The sequence below is a fragment of the Saccharopolyspora gloriosae genome, assembly GCF_014203325.1.
Classification (GTDB): domain Bacteria; phylum Actinomycetota; class Actinomycetes; order Mycobacteriales; family Pseudonocardiaceae; genus Saccharopolyspora_C; species Saccharopolyspora_C gloriosae.
Map to the genome: position 1 here is coordinate 3084468 of NZ_JACHIV010000001.1, position 14999 is coordinate 3099466.

The 14999-nt window shown below is 72.4% G+C and carries 13 protein-coding genes; 3 read left to right on the top strand and 10 right to left on the bottom strand.

Annotated features, from left to right (window positions below):
* Positions 1 to 534 precede the first annotated feature (534 nt).
* Together BJ969_RS13690 and BJ969_RS13695 are read right to left on the bottom strand one after the other, a co-directional pair.
* Positions 535 to 1083, bottom strand: a complete 549-nt coding sequence (locus BJ969_RS13690; protein WP_343071387.1) for a gamma carbonic anhydrase family protein — start codon at positions 1081 to 1083, stop codon at positions 535 to 537.
* A complete protein-coding gene (locus tag BJ969_RS13695) occupies positions 1080 to 1838 on the bottom strand; it encodes a GntR family transcriptional regulator (protein WP_343071388.1) in 759 nt (252 codons plus the stop codon). Before BJ969_RS13695 ends, BJ969_RS13690 begins: the two co-directional genes overlap by 4 nt.
* A 117-nt stretch (positions 1839 to 1955) precedes the next feature.
* On the opposite strand from BJ969_RS13695, the gene BJ969_RS13700 reads away from it, so the two are divergent.
* Positions 1956 to 2462, top strand: a complete 507-nt coding sequence (locus tag BJ969_RS13700) for a GNAT family N-acetyltransferase (protein ID WP_343071389.1) — start codon at positions 1956 to 1958, stop codon at positions 2460 to 2462.
* 12 nt (positions 2463 to 2474) lie between these two features.
* Here the strand turns inward: BJ969_RS13700 and BJ969_RS13705 are convergent, their stop codons facing one another.
* The 4 genes from BJ969_RS13705 to BJ969_RS13720 form a co-directional block, all read right to left on the bottom strand.
* On the bottom strand, positions 2475 to 2969 hold the full coding sequence (locus tag BJ969_RS13705) for an STAS domain-containing protein (protein ID WP_343071390.1): 495 nt from the start codon (positions 2967 to 2969) through the stop codon (positions 2475 to 2477).
* A 241-nt stretch (positions 2970 to 3210) separates the two neighbouring features.
* Positions 3211 to 5154 carry an aconitate hydratase gene (locus BJ969_RS13710; RefSeq protein ID WP_184479318.1) on the bottom strand — a complete coding sequence of 648 codons (1944 nt, stop codon included), beginning with the start codon at positions 5152 to 5154 and terminating at the stop codon, positions 3211 to 3213.
* 96 nt (positions 5155 to 5250) lie between these two features.
* Positions 5251 to 7632: an AAA family ATPase gene (locus BJ969_RS13715; protein WP_184479319.1), complete on the bottom strand. Its 2382-nt coding sequence runs from the start codon at positions 7630 to 7632 to the stop codon at positions 5251 to 5253.
* A 57-nt stretch (positions 7633 to 7689) separates the two neighbouring features.
* Positions 7690 to 9114: an MFS transporter gene (locus BJ969_RS13720; protein WP_343071391.1), complete on the bottom strand. Its 1425-nt coding sequence runs from the start codon at positions 9112 to 9114 to the stop codon at positions 7690 to 7692.
* 133 nt (positions 9115 to 9247) lie between these two features.
* On the opposite strand from BJ969_RS13720, the gene BJ969_RS13725 reads away from it, so the two are divergent.
* Positions 9248 to 9430 (top strand): hypothetical protein, encoded by a 183-nt coding sequence (locus BJ969_RS13725; protein ID WP_184479320.1) that lies wholly within the window; start codon positions 9248 to 9250, stop codon positions 9428 to 9430.
* A gap of 10 nt (positions 9431 to 9440) precedes the next feature.
* Here BJ969_RS13725 and BJ969_RS13730 read toward each other — a convergent pair whose 3' ends face one another.
* From BJ969_RS13730 to BJ969_RS13740, 3 genes are all read right to left on the bottom strand, one after another.
* The gene (locus tag BJ969_RS13730; RefSeq protein ID WP_184479321.1) at positions 9441 to 9833 is read right to left on the bottom strand and encodes a hypothetical protein; all 393 of its coding nucleotides are present in this window, start codon (positions 9831 to 9833) and stop codon (positions 9441 to 9443) included.
* Positions 9834 to 10201: 368 nt separating this feature from the next.
* Positions 10202 to 10867 carry a phosphoribosyltransferase gene (locus tag BJ969_RS13735; protein ID WP_184479322.1) on the bottom strand — a complete coding sequence of 222 codons (666 nt, stop codon included), beginning with the start codon at positions 10865 to 10867 and terminating at the stop codon, positions 10202 to 10204.
* Positions 10868 to 10946: 79 nt separating this feature from the next.
* Positions 10947 to 12722 carry an ABC-ATPase domain-containing protein gene (locus BJ969_RS13740; protein ID WP_184479323.1) on the bottom strand — a complete coding sequence of 592 codons (1776 nt, stop codon included), beginning with the start codon at positions 12720 to 12722 and terminating at the stop codon, positions 10947 to 10949.
* A gap of 200 nt (positions 12723 to 12922) precedes the next feature.
* On the opposite strand from BJ969_RS13740, the gene BJ969_RS13745 reads away from it, so the two are divergent.
* On the top strand, positions 12923 to 13771 hold the full coding sequence (locus tag BJ969_RS13745; protein WP_343071392.1) for a lysozyme: 849 nt from the start codon (positions 12923 to 12925) through the stop codon (positions 13769 to 13771).
* 77 nt (positions 13772 to 13848) lie between these two features.
* Here BJ969_RS13745 and BJ969_RS13750 read toward each other — a convergent pair whose 3' ends face one another.
* Positions 13849 to 14964, bottom strand: a complete 1116-nt coding sequence (locus BJ969_RS13750; protein ID WP_184479324.1) for an LCP family protein — start codon at positions 14962 to 14964, stop codon at positions 13849 to 13851.
* Positions 14965 to 14999 lie beyond the last annotated feature (35 nt).

Consider the following 14999-nt stretch of genomic DNA (forward strand, 5'->3'; position numbering starts at 1 on the left):
GATCGGTCGTTATGCGTTCGTGACCTCATGGGTGAAACACGGCGCTCACCAGTGACGACTACGGGGATGGCACCGCACGTTCACCCGGGGGCACACCAGTCCGCGAACCCTGAACGGGCGGTGGCGGCTGGACCACTACGTGTGAAGGGACGCCGAAATGGCAGGTCTGGTTCGTTGGCTGGGTGACATGGCACGAGAGATGGGCCGGGCTCGCACCGTGATGCGACACCCCCACTCGCATGCCTTGAGCTCAGCCGCCCGTCGCGGTCAGAGCTGAGTCGTCGCTCTGTTCGTCAGCCCTAGGGACAACGGCTGAACGTGGCGCCCACACCGGGTCGCGGACCGGGTCACCACCGCTTCGGCGGTGTCTCACCGGCGAGCACGGTCAACGCCACATCAAGTGAGACCTGGCGACCCATGCAGGCTTGCTGAACGGTGCCGTGGTCCCACTCCTCACGAGGGGTGGGACCACGGCACTTCGCTATTTCCGGGCTTTCCGGGCTCCTCGGGCTGGGTCTCCCCTCCCCTGCCGGGTCAGCCGCTGAGGGCGTCGCGGTGGCGGGCGGCGTTGGCGACGTAGGTTTGCGCGGAGATGCGCAGCGCGGCCTGCTCGTCGTCGGTCAGTTCGCGGCGGACCTTGCCGGGGGTGCCGGCGACCATGGATCCCGGTGGGACCTCGGTGCCTTCGAGCACGACGGCGCCCGCGGCGACCAGGGAGCCCGCTCCGATCACGGCGCCGTTGAGCACGACCGCGCCCATGCCGATCAGGCTGTCGTCGCCGACGGTGCAGCCGTGCAGCACCGCCCGGTGCCCGACGGTGACCCCTGCCCCGACGGTCGCGGGGAATCCGGGGTCGGCGTGGATGACGCAGCCGTCCTGGACGTTGCTGCCGCGCCCGACGGTGATGTGCTCGGTGTCGCCGCGCAGCACCGACCCGTACCAGACGTTCGCGTCGGCCTGCAGGTGCACTCTGCCGATCAGCGTGGCGCCCGGGGCGGCCCATGCTCCCTCGTCCAGGTTCGGCCGGTGGTCGTCGATGACGACGGTGCGGACCTCACCTGCGGTGTTGTGTGGGGCGTTCACTGATCCTCCCGATTCGCGCGTTCCCGGCGCAGCCATTGCACCGCCTCCTCGGAATGGCCGCCGACGGTCGATTCGAGGCCGTCGAACATGCTCGGATCGGTGCAGCGGGCCAGTTCCGCGAGCACCGTATCCGCATCGCCGCTTTCGATCACCGCCACCAGGCGTCGTTGCCTGCTGAGGTCGGTTTCCAGCAGTGCCCGGTCGGGTGCGCGGTGGTTGAGGGTCATCGCCAACATCAGCTGCAGTCCCAGGGAGCGGCAGCCGTCTTCGAGGCGCCGGTTTCCGGCGAGTCCGACCACGGCCAGGCGCAGCCGCAGGGTGCGTTCGGCGAACAGGGCGGCATCGCCGTCTTCGGCGGCTTCGGTCAGCAGTGCGAGTGCCGTGCGGCAGCGCTGCAGCCGCGCCGGGTCGCGGACCGGCATTCCCAGGCGCACGGCGAGGCGTTCCAGTTCGCGGCGCAGCGTGACGATCTCGTAGACGTCGTGCAGCGTCAGCGGGGTGACGATGACGCCTTTGCGGGGCAGTTGGCGCACCAGGCCTTCGCGTTCCAGCACGCGCAGCGCTTCGCGCAGCGGTGGGCGGCTGATGCCGAGTTCTTGGGTGAGGCGGTTTTCGATGATCCGTTCCCCGCAGCGCAGGCCACCGCTGACGATCATGCGGCGCACGGTGCTGGCCGCGAGCTCCACCAGGCTCGGCGGGTCGGTGATGCTGGGGGCTCGGGACGCGACGGGCCGCTGTTCCACTGATCCGGTCACGGGGTCAGTCTGCCCTGCGCAGGCGCTCGGCGGTGCGGGTTCGATCGTCATGCCGACGAAGGCCACACCGCGGCGGCGAATTCGGTTGCCGTGGTTCTCGCGCGTCGGGAAGGCTGCGTGCTCGTGCGGATCCGGGATGCCCGTGGTGGTGAGGTGGCGTTGCTGCCCGAGGTCGAGCGCGCCTCGGGGGTGTGGTTCCGCGAGGTGGGGATGGATCACGTCGCCGACGATCCGCCGCTGCCGGTGCCGGTGTTGCACGGTTACCGCGACGCCGGGGGCTTGTGGGTGGCGGTGGAGGCGGTGGGCCCGGTGGCGTTCGCGGCCGCCGAGGATCTCGACGGTGCGGTGCACGTGGCGCAGTTGAGCGTGCATCCGGGGTGGGCGCGGCGCCGCATCGGGGCGGCGCTGCTGGAGCACGCCGCGGGGTGCGCGGCGGGGCGCGGGGCGGGTGCGTTGACGTTGACGACGTTTCGCGACGTGGCGTGGAACGCCCCGTACTACGCGCGGCTGGGTTTCCGCGCACTCGGGGCCGCTGAGCTCACGCCGGGGCTCGTGGCCTGTCTGGAGGCGGAGGCCGAGGTGGTGGCGGGTGCGGCGCGGGTGGCGATGCGCCGCGACCTGTAGCGCCGGGGTGTCTCAGCCGTGGTGGTGGCGGATGGCGGCGACGGCTTCGGTGGCGGTGTCGCGGCTGGTGAAGCGGTCGGTGAGTCCGGTGAGCCGGATCAACCGGTGCACCGCTCCGGTGCCGAACACGACGTAGAGGGGTGTGCGGCGGCCTTCGGCGCGGCGTTGGGCGTGCAGGAGCAGTTCGAGCCCGGCGGAGCCGAAGAAGGTCACTTCGGAGAGGTCGAGCACGACGGCGCGCAGCGTGGCGGCGGTGAGGCGTTGCCGTACGAGTTCGGCCAGGCGGGGCGCGGAGGACAGGTCGATTTCGCCGCCGACGCGGACCACGACGACGCCCGGGTCGGGGCGTTGCACCGACAGGCGCAGCGACCTGGTGTGGGCGGGGGTGCCGGTGATGGGTTCTCCCGCGTCGCGTGGCGGTGCGATCGTGCGGTGCCGTGGCGGGCCGGCCGGGTGGCGCCGGTGTTGCGCCGTGCGGTCGCTGTTGCCGGTGTTCGCGAGAATCACACTGCCTCCCCCTGATCGACTGGTGCTCGCGGTCGCGGGCCGTGGCCGGTCGCCGTCGGTGCGCGGCGCGCGTCGGGAGGCGTCGGCGATCACGCCGAGTGACACCGGGTGGTGCGGGGTCTCCCGCGACGCCGCGGATCGAGGGCGGCCGGTGTTGTCGTGGCCTGGTGCTCAACCGCGTTTTCCCACCGTAGGAGCGCTAGTCCAACCGAAACAAGGGTCGCCACCATCGTGTGAAGACTTACGGGGAGGCCGCCAACAGCGGGATGAGTCCGCCCGCGAGGACCGCCTGCACTTGTCGCTCGGACAGGTGGTGAGTGGCGGTGAAGGTGTCACTTTGCGTGGTGTTGCGGACGGTGATGTCGCCGCCTCCGGTGATGGCGTCGCGGGCGTCGTCGATGCGCAGCACGTCGCCGGTGGTGATGCGGTCGTGATCGGCGGGGTCGGTGAAGCGCAGCGGCAGGATGCCGAAGTTGACCAGGTTCTGCCAGTGGATGCGGGCGAACGACTTCGCCAGCACCACCTGCACGCCGAGGTAGCGGGGTGTGATCGCGGCGTGTTCCCGCGACGAGCCCTGCCCGTAGTTGTCGCCGCCGACGATGAGGTGCGCACCGGTGCGTTCGGCGCGGTCGGGGTAGTCGGGGTCGAGGCGGGTGAAGGTGAACCGGGCCAGTTCGGGGATGTTCGAGCGCAGCGGCAGCGCGTGGGCGCCCGCCGGGGAGATCTCGTCGGTGGACACGTCGTCGCCGGTGATCAGCAGCACCGGTGCTTCGATGTTCTCGGGCAGCGCGGTGAACTCCGGTAGCGCGGAGATGTTGGGGCCTTTCACCGGCCGGACCTGCACGGCTTCGTCTGGGGGTGGTGGGGCCACGAGCATGCCGGTGTTGACCGAGGCCCGTTCGGGCAGCGCGACCTCGTGGGTCAGGCCGAGCCGGTCGGCGAGGTCGCGGGGGTCGGTGATGCGGCCGGTCAACGCGGCGGCGGTGGCGGTCTCCGGGGAGCACAGCCACACCGAGTCCTGCGGGGTGCCGGAGCGCCCTGGGAAGTTGCGGGGGAAGGTCCGCAGCGAGTTCTGCCCGGTGGCGGGTGCTTGGCCCATGCCGATGCAGCCCAGGCAGCCCGCTTGGTGCAGGCGGGCACCTGCGGTGATCAGGTCGCCGACGGCGCCGATGCGGGCGAGGTCGGTGAGGATCTCCCGCGAGGTGGGGTTGACGTCGAAGCTGACCTGGGCGGCGGTGCGGTGGCCGCGGACCATGGCCGCGGCGATCGCGAAGTCCCGCAGTCCGGGGTTCGCCGAGGAGCCGATGACGACTTGGCCGACGTCGGTGCCGGCGACCTCGCGCACCGCGACCACGTCGCCCGGTGAGCAGGGGCGGGCGATCAGCGGTTCGAGGCGGGACAGGTCGAGGTCGTCGGTGAGGTCGTAGGTGGCGTCGTCGTCGGCGGCCCACTCGGTGAAGTCGGTGTCGCGGTCTTCGGCGCGCAGGAAGTCCCGCACGGCGTCGTCTGCGGGGAACACGCTGGTCGTCGCACCCAGTTCGGCGCCCATGTTCGCGATGACGTGGCGGTCCATCGCCGACAGCGACGCCAGGCCCGGCCCGTGGTATTCGATGATGCGGCCCGTCGCGCCGGACACGCCGTGGCGGCGCAGCATCTCCAGGACGACGTCCTTGGCCGACACCCACGGTGGTGGTGCGCCGGTGAGCCGCACGCCCCAGATCCGCGGCATCCGCAGCCGCAGCGGCTGCCCGGTGATGGCCAGTGCCACTTCCAGGCCGCCGACGCCGATCGCGAGCATCCCGAGGGATCCGGCGGCGCAGGTGTGGGAGTCGGATCCGGCGAGGGTCTTGCCGGGGGCGCCGAAGCGCTGCATGTGGGTCGGGTGGGACACGCCGTTGCCGGGGCGGGAGTACCACAGGCCGTAGCGGGCGCAGGCGGTGCGCAGGTAGGTGTGGTCTTCGGCGTTCTTCTCGTCGGCCTGCAGCAGGTTGTGGTCGACGTACTGGGCGCTGAGCTCGGTGCGGGCCCGGTCCAGGCCGAACGCTTCCAGTTCCTGCATGACCAGGGTGCCGGTGGCGTCCTGGGTGAGGGTCTGGTCGACGCGCAGCGCGATCTCCGCGCCGGGCGTGGCCTCGCCGTCGACGAGGTGCGCGTCGATGAGCTTGTGCGCCAGTGTCCGCGGCATCGGCCTCTCCCCTGCCCTGACCGTGGTCGATCACGGTCGGTCTGCGGACTACCCGCTCGGTGGCGCGGCGAAACGATCTACCGGGTTCGGCGGGTCTCAGGCGGGGGCGCCGGTGCGGCGGTGCGCGGGTGCGGCGTGGCGGCCTCCGGCGGCGCCGTGGCGGGCGGCGGAGACGTGCAGGGACAGTTCGCCGCCGAGGACTTCGACGAGGACTTCGCTGCCGTCGGTCAGGGACCCGTCGAGCAGCAGCGACGCCAGGCGGGTGTCGAGTTCCCGCTGGATCACCCGCCGCAGCGGCCGCGCGCCGTATTCGCCGCCGGCGCCGCGTTCGGTCAGCCACTCCACCGCGGCCGTGGACACCTCCAGGCGCACCCCTTTGTCGTGCAGTTGCGCGGCGGTGCGTTCCAGCAGCAGCGCGGTGATCTCGCCGAGTTCCCGGTCGCCGAGGGCGCGGAAGACGGTGACCTCGTCGATGCGGTTGAGGAATTCGGGGCGGAAGAAGCCGCGCAGGTCCTCCAGCAGCAGGGTGGCGAGTTCGTCGGCGGGCGCGGTGGAGTCGAGGATGCGGTCGGAGCCGATGTTGGAGGTCATGATGATCACGGTGTTGCGGAAGTCGACCGCGCGGCCCTGGGAGTCGGTCAGCCGCCCGGCGTCGAGGACCTGCAGCAGCGTGTTGAACACGTCGGGGTGGGCCTTTTCGACTTCGTCGAGCAGCACCACCGAGTACGGCTGCCTGCGGACCCGTTCGGTGAGCTGTCCCGCTTCGCCGTAGCCGACGTAGCCGGGTGGGGCGCCGATGAGGCGGGACACGGTGTGCTTGTCCTGGAATTCGCCCATGTCGAAGCGGGCCATGCGTTCGGCGTCGCCGAACAGCACCCGCGACAGGGCGCGGGCCAGTTCGGTTTTGCCGACCCCGGTGGGGCCGAGGAACAGGAAGCTGCCGATGGGGCGTTCCGGGTCGGCCAGGCCTGCGCGGGCGCGGCGCACCGCCTCGGCGACCGAGCGCACCGCGACGTCCTGGCCCACGACCCGTTCGGTGAGTCGTTTTTCCAGGTCCAGCAGTCGCCGCCGGTCTTGCGCGGACACTTCGTCGACGGGGATGCCGGTGCGTCGGGCCACCACGTCGGCGACGTCGGCGGCGTCGACGAGCGGTTCGGGTCCCCAGGAGGCTCCGCCGCGGCGCATCCGGACCCGCGAGCAGGCCTGGTCGAGCAGGTCGACGGCCTTGTCGGGCAGGAACCGGTCGGTGAGGTAGCGGTCGGACAGGCGCGCGGCGGCGTCGAGGGCTTCCGCGGAGATCCGCACCCGGTGGTGGGTGCGGTACTTCTCGGCGACGCCTTCGAGCACGCGCACCGTGTCGGGCACGGACGGTTCGGGCACGTTGATCGGCTGGAACCGGCGTTCCAGCGCCGGGTCCTTCTCGACGTGCTTGCGGTACTCCTCGACGGTGGTGGCGCCGATGAGGTGCAGTTCGCCGCGGGCCAGGGCCGGTTTGAGCATGGTGCCGGCGTCCATGGAGCCCTCTCCGGCGCCCGCTCCGACGATGGCGTGCATTTCGTCGATGAACACGACGACCTCGTCGCGGTGCGAGCGCAGTTCGGTGAGCACGTCGCGGAAGCGCTGCTCGAACTCGCCGCGGAACTTCGCGCCCGCGACCATGCCCGCCAGGTCCAGCGACACGAGGCGTTTGCCGGCCAGCGGCCACGGCACTTCCCGGTCGACGATGCGCTGCGCGAGGCCTTCGACGAGCGCGGTCTTGCCCACTCCGGGGTCGCCGATGAACACCGGGTTGTTCTTGGAGCGCCGCCCCAGCACTTCCACGGCCTGGTCGATCTCCTCGTCGCGCCCGATGACCGGGTCGAGGCGGCCGGCGCGGGCCAGTTCGGTCATGTCCAGGCCGAACTCGTCGAGGCGCGGTGTGGTGCTGAGCGCGGAGTTCGACGTGCGGGAGCCGCGTGCCCGGTCGCCGCCGCCTTCCATGGCGCGCGCCAGGGCGCGGCCGGCGACGGATTCGGGGTCGGTGGCCAGGCCCAGCAGCACGTGGCGGGCCCCGACGACTTCGGCGCCCTCCCCCAGCGCCTGCTGGTGGGCGCCGAGCAGGGCGCGGCGCGCTGAGGACGACAGGACGGGGGCGCGGCGGGCGCCTCCGGACACGGCGTCGACGGTGCCGGCCACGGTGCGCACTCCGGCGGCGAGGTCGGTGACGCGCACCCCGGAGTCCGAGAGCATCTGGGAGGTCGACTCGACCTGGGTGACGGCCCACAGCAGGTGGGTGCTGTCGAGTTCGCGGCTGCCCCAGTCGACGGTGGCGCGGATCGCTTTGGACACCACGTCGTGGGCTTCGGGGTCGAGCAGGTTCGCCAAGCCGAGCCCGCCGGGGCCCGCGTCGGCGCGCCGCTGCTCACCGCCGCCTTCGACGAGGCTGTTGAGCAGCGAATCGAATGCGGCCGACGCATCGCCTGCACTGCCCCGATCCACCGGTACACCTCCACATCGGCGGGCGCCGTCCGCGCCCGCCGCACGCCACCCTAGTGATCAACTGTGCGCGGTCGGGGACCGCCGTCCGCCGCGGCGGTGACCGAGCACCTGTTCCAGCAGCGCACCGGCCAGCAGTGCCGCGCTGATCACGGCGACGACGGTACCGAGCCGGTGCAGCCCGGCATCGGCGGCGGGACCGGCGAAGCCGAGTTCGATCACGGCCGCCGCGATGTTGGCACCAACATACTGCGAGGTCCGGTACAGCCCGGAGGCCATCCCGGCGTCGGCGGCGTCGGCTTGGCGGTACATCGCGGCCTGGTTGCCGATGTTGTTGAACCCGTTGGGCACGCCGAGCACCGCGGCCACCAGCAGCAGCCACACCAGGGGGCTGGCCGAGTGCAGCCAGGTCAGCCCGAGGCCGCCGGCCAGCAGCGCCACGGATCCGGCGACGAGCACCGGGTGGTGGCCGGATCGGCGCATCACCGGGCCGGCCGCGGCGACCGCCACCATCGCCAGCAGCGCGATCGGCAGCACCACCAGGCCCGCGGCGTCGGGGCTGAGGCCGCGGGCGTTCTGCAGCCACATCGGGTAGCCGTAGAACACGGTGTAGAACGCCACGTAGGTCAACGCGGTGCGCAGGTAGGTGACGGCGAGCGCCCGGTTGCGGGCGAGCATGCGCACGTCGGCGAACGGGTCGGGCACGCGTGCTTCGAACGCGGCGAACGCGGCCACGAGCACGACCAGTGCGGCGGCGAGCCACCAGTTCGGGGTGGTCGCCAGCGACAGCAGGAACAGCATCAGCACGGCGGCGGCCGCGGTGAACAGGGCCGCGCCGGGCAGGTCGAGGGCGCGCAGCACCGCGGTGGTGGAGGTGCGTTCGCGGGGTGGGTCGGCGGGCAGGTGCTTCCAGGCGAGCGCGGTGACCGCGAGGGCCAGCGGCACGTTGATCAGGAAGATCGCTTGCCAGCCCTGCCAGGTCACCAGCACTCCGCCGAGCACGGGGCCGAACGCGACCATGACCTGCCCCGCGATGGCCAGCAGGCTCAGCGCTCCCGCGGGCAGCGCCATGCCGCGCCGGTCCGATTCGGCGCGCAGCATCGCGACTCCGGCGGGGAACGCCGCGCAGGTGCCCAGGCCGAGCAGGATGCGCAGCGCGATCAGCCAGCCCAGGTCCGGTGCCAGCGGCGCGAGCAGTGAGCTCAGCGCGGTCAGCGCCAGCGACACCAGGAACACGCGGCGGGCTCCGACTCGGTCGGCGAGCCTGCCCGCGGTGGGTGAGCCGACGGCGGTGGCCAGGTACAGCCCGGAGATCAGCCAGGACGCGGCGGCGCCCGCGTCGAACGCGTCCCGGATGTCGATCAGCGCGACGGTCATGGTGGAGGCGTTGAGCGCTTGGAGCACGGAGCCCGCGGCGATGGTCGCCACGAATCCCCGGGGCAGGCGCGGTCCGCCGTCGCGGGTGTCTGCGGGTGGGGCGGTCACGTCACGCCAGCCTAGTTCTTTAGTTTGCCTAACTTCAAAGGTTCGGGGTGCGGATCACCGCGTCGCCGGGTGGTTGTGGCGCGCCCGCGGCGGGTACGCGGGGCGCGGAACCGACGCGAGGACGGTGAGCACGATGCAACGCGGCAGCGACAAGCACGGCCCGGCGCAGGACGATGCGCTGGAAGCCGACGTGCGCGGCATGCTCCAGGGCAACCACCCCACGCGGGCGCAGGAGGAGCTCGACGCCGAACCGCCCGCCGACGACGATCCCGCGGTGCTGCAATCCCCGGCCCCGGAGGACGACGAGAACGCTTGAGGGCCGCGGTTCAGGCCGGGTGTTCGGCGGCGTCGACGGCGTCGGCCAGCCGCGCGAGTTCCCGGCTGATGTGGCTGAGCCGTTCGGACATGACGCTGGCGTGCCCGGACAGGGCTCCGGCGTGACCGGCGGCGCGCAGCCATTCGGTGATGCCGGCGACTCCGGCGGACATGCCTTCGACGGTGGTGGCGAATCCGCGGGTGACGTGCTCGAGGTCCTCGATGCTGTGCGGCATCGCGGGGTCTTGGAGGCGTTCGCCGAGGACGTGGGCGGCTTCGCCGATCTGGGCGGCGACCTCGGCGGTGTAGCGGCCGTCGTCGTCCCCGGTGCGCGTGACGCCGCGGCGAGCGGCGGGCCGCTGCGTCGGGGCCGGCGGGTGTTGGGAATGTCCGGGGAGGGTCATAAGGGTTCAGCCAACCCCACTCGGGCGGTCGAGACCACACCTTCGGGTCGAAAGATCCCGAATCCACCCGTTTCCCGCACAACCTCCCCAGCCTGTTGCGCATCGAGCAACACGAGGTGGTTTTGTCGTGATCGGAGGTCCGAATGGTGGAACCGCAGCGGCTTCCCCAGTGCCGCGGCACCCGACTTTTCCGGTGGCTGCCGTGCGGCCCACGACATCGCCGGGATCGCGGTCGAGGAGCCGGTGATCGGCCTGCTCGACGTCACCGCTCACCGGGTTCACCACCGCCAAGACCGCCGATCGAGAACGAGCTGCGCGGACCGAGGTGTCCCATGAAGGCACCAGCCGGCGCGGACCGCGGGGTGGGGTCAGTCCTGCCCGCCGGTGCCGGAGTCCGCGAGCAACCGCAGGATCTCCTCGTCGGTGGTCTCCCGGAAACCGCCGTACCACTGCCCCACCGCGCTGAAGTCCACCGGCCGCAGCACGCACAGCACCTCGTCGGCCTCTCCTTCGAGCGCGGCCACCGCGTCCGGGGCGCCGACCGGCACGGCCAGCACGATCGAGCGCGGCTCGGACTCGCGCAGCATCCGGATCGCCGCGCGCGCGGTGGCACCGGTGGCCAGGCCGTCGTCGACCAGCAGCACGTCGCGCCCCGCCGGGCTCGGGCCGTGGGACCGGCCGAACCGGGCCTCCCTGCTGCGGGCCTCGGCGCGTTCCCGCTCGCACTCCTGCTCCAGCGCGGCCGCATCGAGGTGGAAGGCCCGCAGCAGCCGCTGGTCGTAGGTCGGCGGGCCGTGGGCGGTGACCGCGCCCAGCGCGAGCTCCGCCCGGCCGGGGGCGCCGATCTTGCGGGCCACCGCCACCCGCAGCGGCGCGCCCAGCGCGGCGGCGACCTCGGCGGCGACCGGCACGCCCCCGCGCGCCAACCCCAGCACCAGGGGGCGGTGCCAGTCGCGGCCGGTGAGGTGGCGGGCCAGGACCTGACCCGCGTGGCGGCGGTCCCGGTAACGACCGGCCGCGCCGATGCCCGCCATCACGCGCCTCCCTCCGACCCCGAGGTGACCTGCTGCCACCCCCGAAGGTGCCCGCCGTGGCCGTAGCGGGAAACGTGGCTCAGTCGCGGAACGCCGAGACCCGCAGCAGCCGCAGCCGGTTGAGCGCCGCTGCCAGCTCGAACCGGCGCGGCACCGCGAAGTCGCCCACGTAGCGGGCGTCGACGGCCGCGACGCCGCGTTCGGCGACCTCGGCGCCGTAGCCGTCGAGGACCTCGGCCACGGTGCGGGTGCCGTCGAGCAGGCCCGAACGCGCGCACGTCACCAGCGCCAACCCGATCCCGGTGACCTGGGACGGGTCGACGATCTGCTCAACGGCGCGCAGTTCCACCGTCGACTCCCCCAGCGTCAGCGCGTCGGTGCCCCGCGCCCGCACCTTCGGGCGTTCGGTGGGGATCGACCGCGGGTCCGGCACCCGCCTGCGCACCGGGGGGAACTCGTCGGCCTCCCGGTTGCGGCCGGTGGGGGTCGCCGCGAGCGCCCGCGCCCGCTCGGTGACCTCCTTGGCCTGGTAGGAGTCCATCATCAGCACCCGGTCGGCGACGTCCATGTAGTCCCCGGATCCGCCCATCACCAGCACCGTGGAGACCCCGCGGGACCGCGACAGGGGGCGGATCAGGTCGAGGAACGGGGTCAGCGGTTCGGATTCCTTCGCCACCAGCGCCTGCATGCGGGCGTCGCGGATCATCAGGTTCGTCGCGGCGGTGTCCTCGTCGACCAGCAGCACTCCCGCGCCGGCCTCGACGGATTCGACGATGGAAGCGGCCTGCGAGGTGGAGCCGGAGGCGTTGTCGGTGGAGAAGTCCGCGGTGTCCGCGCCGGTGGGCAGGTGGCTCACGAACGGGCTCACGTCGACCCGGTGCACGCGGCGCCCGTCCTCGGCGCGGACCTTCACGGTGTCCTCGCGGGCCACGACCAGTTCGCGTCCGTCACCGGGCACGTGGTCGTAGACGCCGTTCTCCAACGCCCGCAGCAGCGTGGACTTGCCGTGGAAGCCGCCGCCGACGATGAGGGTGATGCCCTCGCCGATGCCCATGCCGGTGATCTCGCCCCGGTTGGGCAGGGTGACGCGCACCCGCATCGACTCCGGTGAGGAGAACGGCACCGCGTCGGGCAGGGGGCGTTCGTCGACTCCGCTGGCCCGGGGCAGCACGGCCCCGTCGGCGACGAACGCCACCAGGTCGCGGGCGGCCAGTTCCTCTCGCAGCGCGTCGGTGTCCTCCACCGATTCCACGAACTCCCGCATCCGCTCCTGTTCGGCGGTGTCGTGGCGCAGTGCGGCCTCGACCATGTCGGGCAGCCGGTCGCACAGGGCGCGTTCGGCGGCGCGCCCGTCGATGCTGCGGCCCCGGCCGGGCAGGTCGATGCCCAGCCGCAACCGCACCCCACCATCGGGCAGCAGCTGGCAGGAACTGCGGTCGAGGACCTGCTGGCGCCCGGCGTCGACGCGCAGGTCGCTGCCGCGCAGCCGGTGCTCGGCGGCGCGCACCAGGAACCCGGCCAGCCCGCGCGCCCGCACCGGCGTGGACCACAGCTGTGGTGGTAGTGCGGCGGTGTCGGGGTGCACCCGCACTTCGCAGCGGCTCGCGGGCGCGTACGGGTCGGGCTGGACGCGCTGGACCTCCAGGTCGAACCCGTCGAACGACCAGGTGCCGGTGAGGGATTTGTAGCGGCCGTAGCCGGCGCCGTGCAGGTCGCGCAGGGCTGCGCGCAGTCCGTCGGCGTCGCGGGCACCGGTGTGGGCGGCCGCGCCGCCGCGGCCGGTGGTGGTGCGGTGTTCGTGGCGGGGGCGCCCGTCGCGCCGGGGGCCGCCGGGGCCGCTGGATCGTTGTGCCATGGCACCGAGACGTACCGGACGTGCCGGTGATTATCCAATCGGGGGTGGCCAGATCACGGTTCGGCCACTGCGACCCGGCGAGAACGCGATCAAGCGGTTATCGTCGCTGCCCGCACGATCTTCGACGCTCCGTGATCTTGGTGATCGATCGGCGTGGGCGTCTGCCGCCCGGACGTCCCCCACCTAGGAGGCGAACCGCCGTGACCGTTCCCCGCACCCCGCTCCGATCCCGGCGCCGATCCCTGCTGTGCCGCGCGGTGGCGACCGCGCTGGGTGGTGCGCTGCTGGCCGGCTTCCCGCTGCCGGGTGCCGCCTCGCCCGGCGCGCCGCCCTCGCTCGACCGCGCCGACCCCGACGGGGCGTGGGCGGGCTACAGCGTGGGGCGCTCCTCGACCGCTGACACCGACCGCGCCGGGACGCGCGGCGCCGGGGTGGCCGGGATGGACGTCAGCGGACACCAGGGGGCGGTGGACTGGCCGCGCGCCTACGCCGACGGGGCCCGGTTCACCTACGTCAAGGCCACCGAGGGCATCGGGTTCACCAGCGACAGCTTCCTGCAGCAGTACGAGGGGTCGCACGCGGTGGGCATGACCCGCGGCGCCTACCACTTCGGGTTGCCCGACAGCTCCACCGGAGCCGAGCAGGCGCACTACTTCGTCGACCACGGCGGCGGCTGGATCCCGGACGGGCGCACGTTGCCGGGGGCCCTCGACATCGAATCCAACCCCTACGGCGAGATGTGCTACGGCCAGTCCCCGGAGCAGATCTCCGCGTGGATCGCCGATTTCAGCAACACCTACCTGTCGCGCACCGGCCGGTTCCCCGCGATCTACACCACGACGCGCTGGTGGGACCAGTGCACCGGCGCGAATCCGGACTTCGCGGTGAACAACCCGCTGTGGCTGGCGCGGTTCGCCCCGGACATGGGCCCGCTACCGGCGGGCTGGGCGTACCAGGCGATCTGGCAGTTCTCCAACGCCGGGGTGTTCCCCGGTGACCAGAACACCTTCAACGGCGACCCCGCCCAGCTGGAGCGTTTCGTCCTGTAACCCGGCACGCACGAGAAGAGGGGCGCGACGAGTACTCGTCGCGCCCCTCTCGCCGTCTTCCCGGCCTTCCCCCGTGGTCAGGGGCCGACGAGGTCTTCGGGGATGGGTTCGCTGTTGGCGATGGCGTCGAACATGCGCACCGCGTCCTGCTTGTCCCACACGATGACCGACTGGCCGCTGTCGGTCTCACCGAAGTCACCGAAGGGCACGGTGGTGGTGACACCGTTGCCGCCGCTGACGTCACCGAGCGCCTTGGCCAGCCAGAACAGGTGCCAGATGTGGTCGGAGTCGTTGAGCAGGAACGTGGTGCCCGCCGCGTTGGCCAGCGGCACCAGCCGGAACGGGTTGAACAGCGTCGCCGGGCTCATCGCCCGGTCCATCAGGGCCCCGAGCAGCTTGCGCTGGTTCTCGGCGCGCCCGAGGTCGCCACCGGCCACCGAGTAGCGGGCGCGCACGAAGCCCAGCGCCTGGGGCCCGTCGAGCTCTTGGCACCCGGCGGGCAGGTGCGCGTTGGCCATGTCGTCGTCCATCGGCTCGTCGAGGCAGATGTCGACGCCGCCTACGGCGTCGACCAGCGAGGAGAAGCCGCCGAGGCCGATTTCGGCGTAGTGGTCGATGTGTACGTCGGTGACCGTTTCCACGGTCTCGGCCAGCAGTTGCGGTCCACCGATGGCGAACGCCGAGTTGAGCTTGTCCCGGCCGTGGCCGGGGATCGGCACGTAGGAGTCGCGGGGCAGGCTGATCAGCGCCGGTTTCCCGCCACCGGTGGGGATGTGCACCAGCATCATGGTGTCGGTGCGGCGCCCGGCGGCGTCTCCGGCGGACAGTTCCTCGCGCTGGGACTCGTCGAGGCCTTCGCGGCTGTCGGAGCCCACCAGCAGCCAGTTCGTGCCGGGCGTGTCGGCGATGCGGCCCTCGTACTCCAGCGCGGGGGTGCGCTGCAGGAGGCTGTCGGTGTAGATGCCGAAGCCGACGACGACCAGCAGCAGCACCAGCAGCACGATGCCGATGCGCTTGGCCCAGTTCGGGCGCTTGCGCCTGGGTGGCGGCGGGGGCGGCGAGGCTCGCCGCGTGGGCGGTGGCTGCGGTGGTTGCGGCGGTGCGCCGCCGCCGTTGCGGCCGCGGGCGTAGTAGTCGTAACCGCCCTGCTGCGGCCGTCGGCCCCTCGGCGGATTCGCCGACCAATCACTCATGACCTTCACACCTGCGGAGTCGACTCACCGGCACG

Bases quoted from the DNA above. Each gene is read 5' to 3' on its own strand.
- BJ969_RS13750 (WP_184479324.1), bottom strand. From the start codon at position 14,964: ATGAGTGATTGGTCGGCGAATCCGCCGAGGGGCCGACGGCCGCAGCAG.
- BJ969_RS13740 (WP_184479323.1), bottom strand. From the start codon at position 12,722: ATGGCACAACGATCCAGCGGCCCCGGCGGCCCCCGGCGCGACGGGCGC.
- BJ969_RS13710 (WP_184479318.1), bottom strand. From the start codon at position 5,154: ATGCCGCGGACACTGGCGCACAAGCTCATCGACGCGCACCTCGTCGAC.
- BJ969_RS13725 (WP_184479320.1), top strand. From the start codon at position 9,248: ATGCAACGCGGCAGCGACAAGCACGGCCCGGCGCAGGACGATGCGCTG.
- BJ969_RS13730 (WP_184479321.1), bottom strand. From the start codon at position 9,833: ATGACCCTCCCCGGACATTCCCAACACCCGCCGGCCCCGACGCAGCGG.
- BJ969_RS13735 (WP_184479322.1), bottom strand. From the start codon at position 10,867: ATGGCGGGCATCGGCGCGGCCGGTCGTTACCGGGACCGCCGCCACGCG.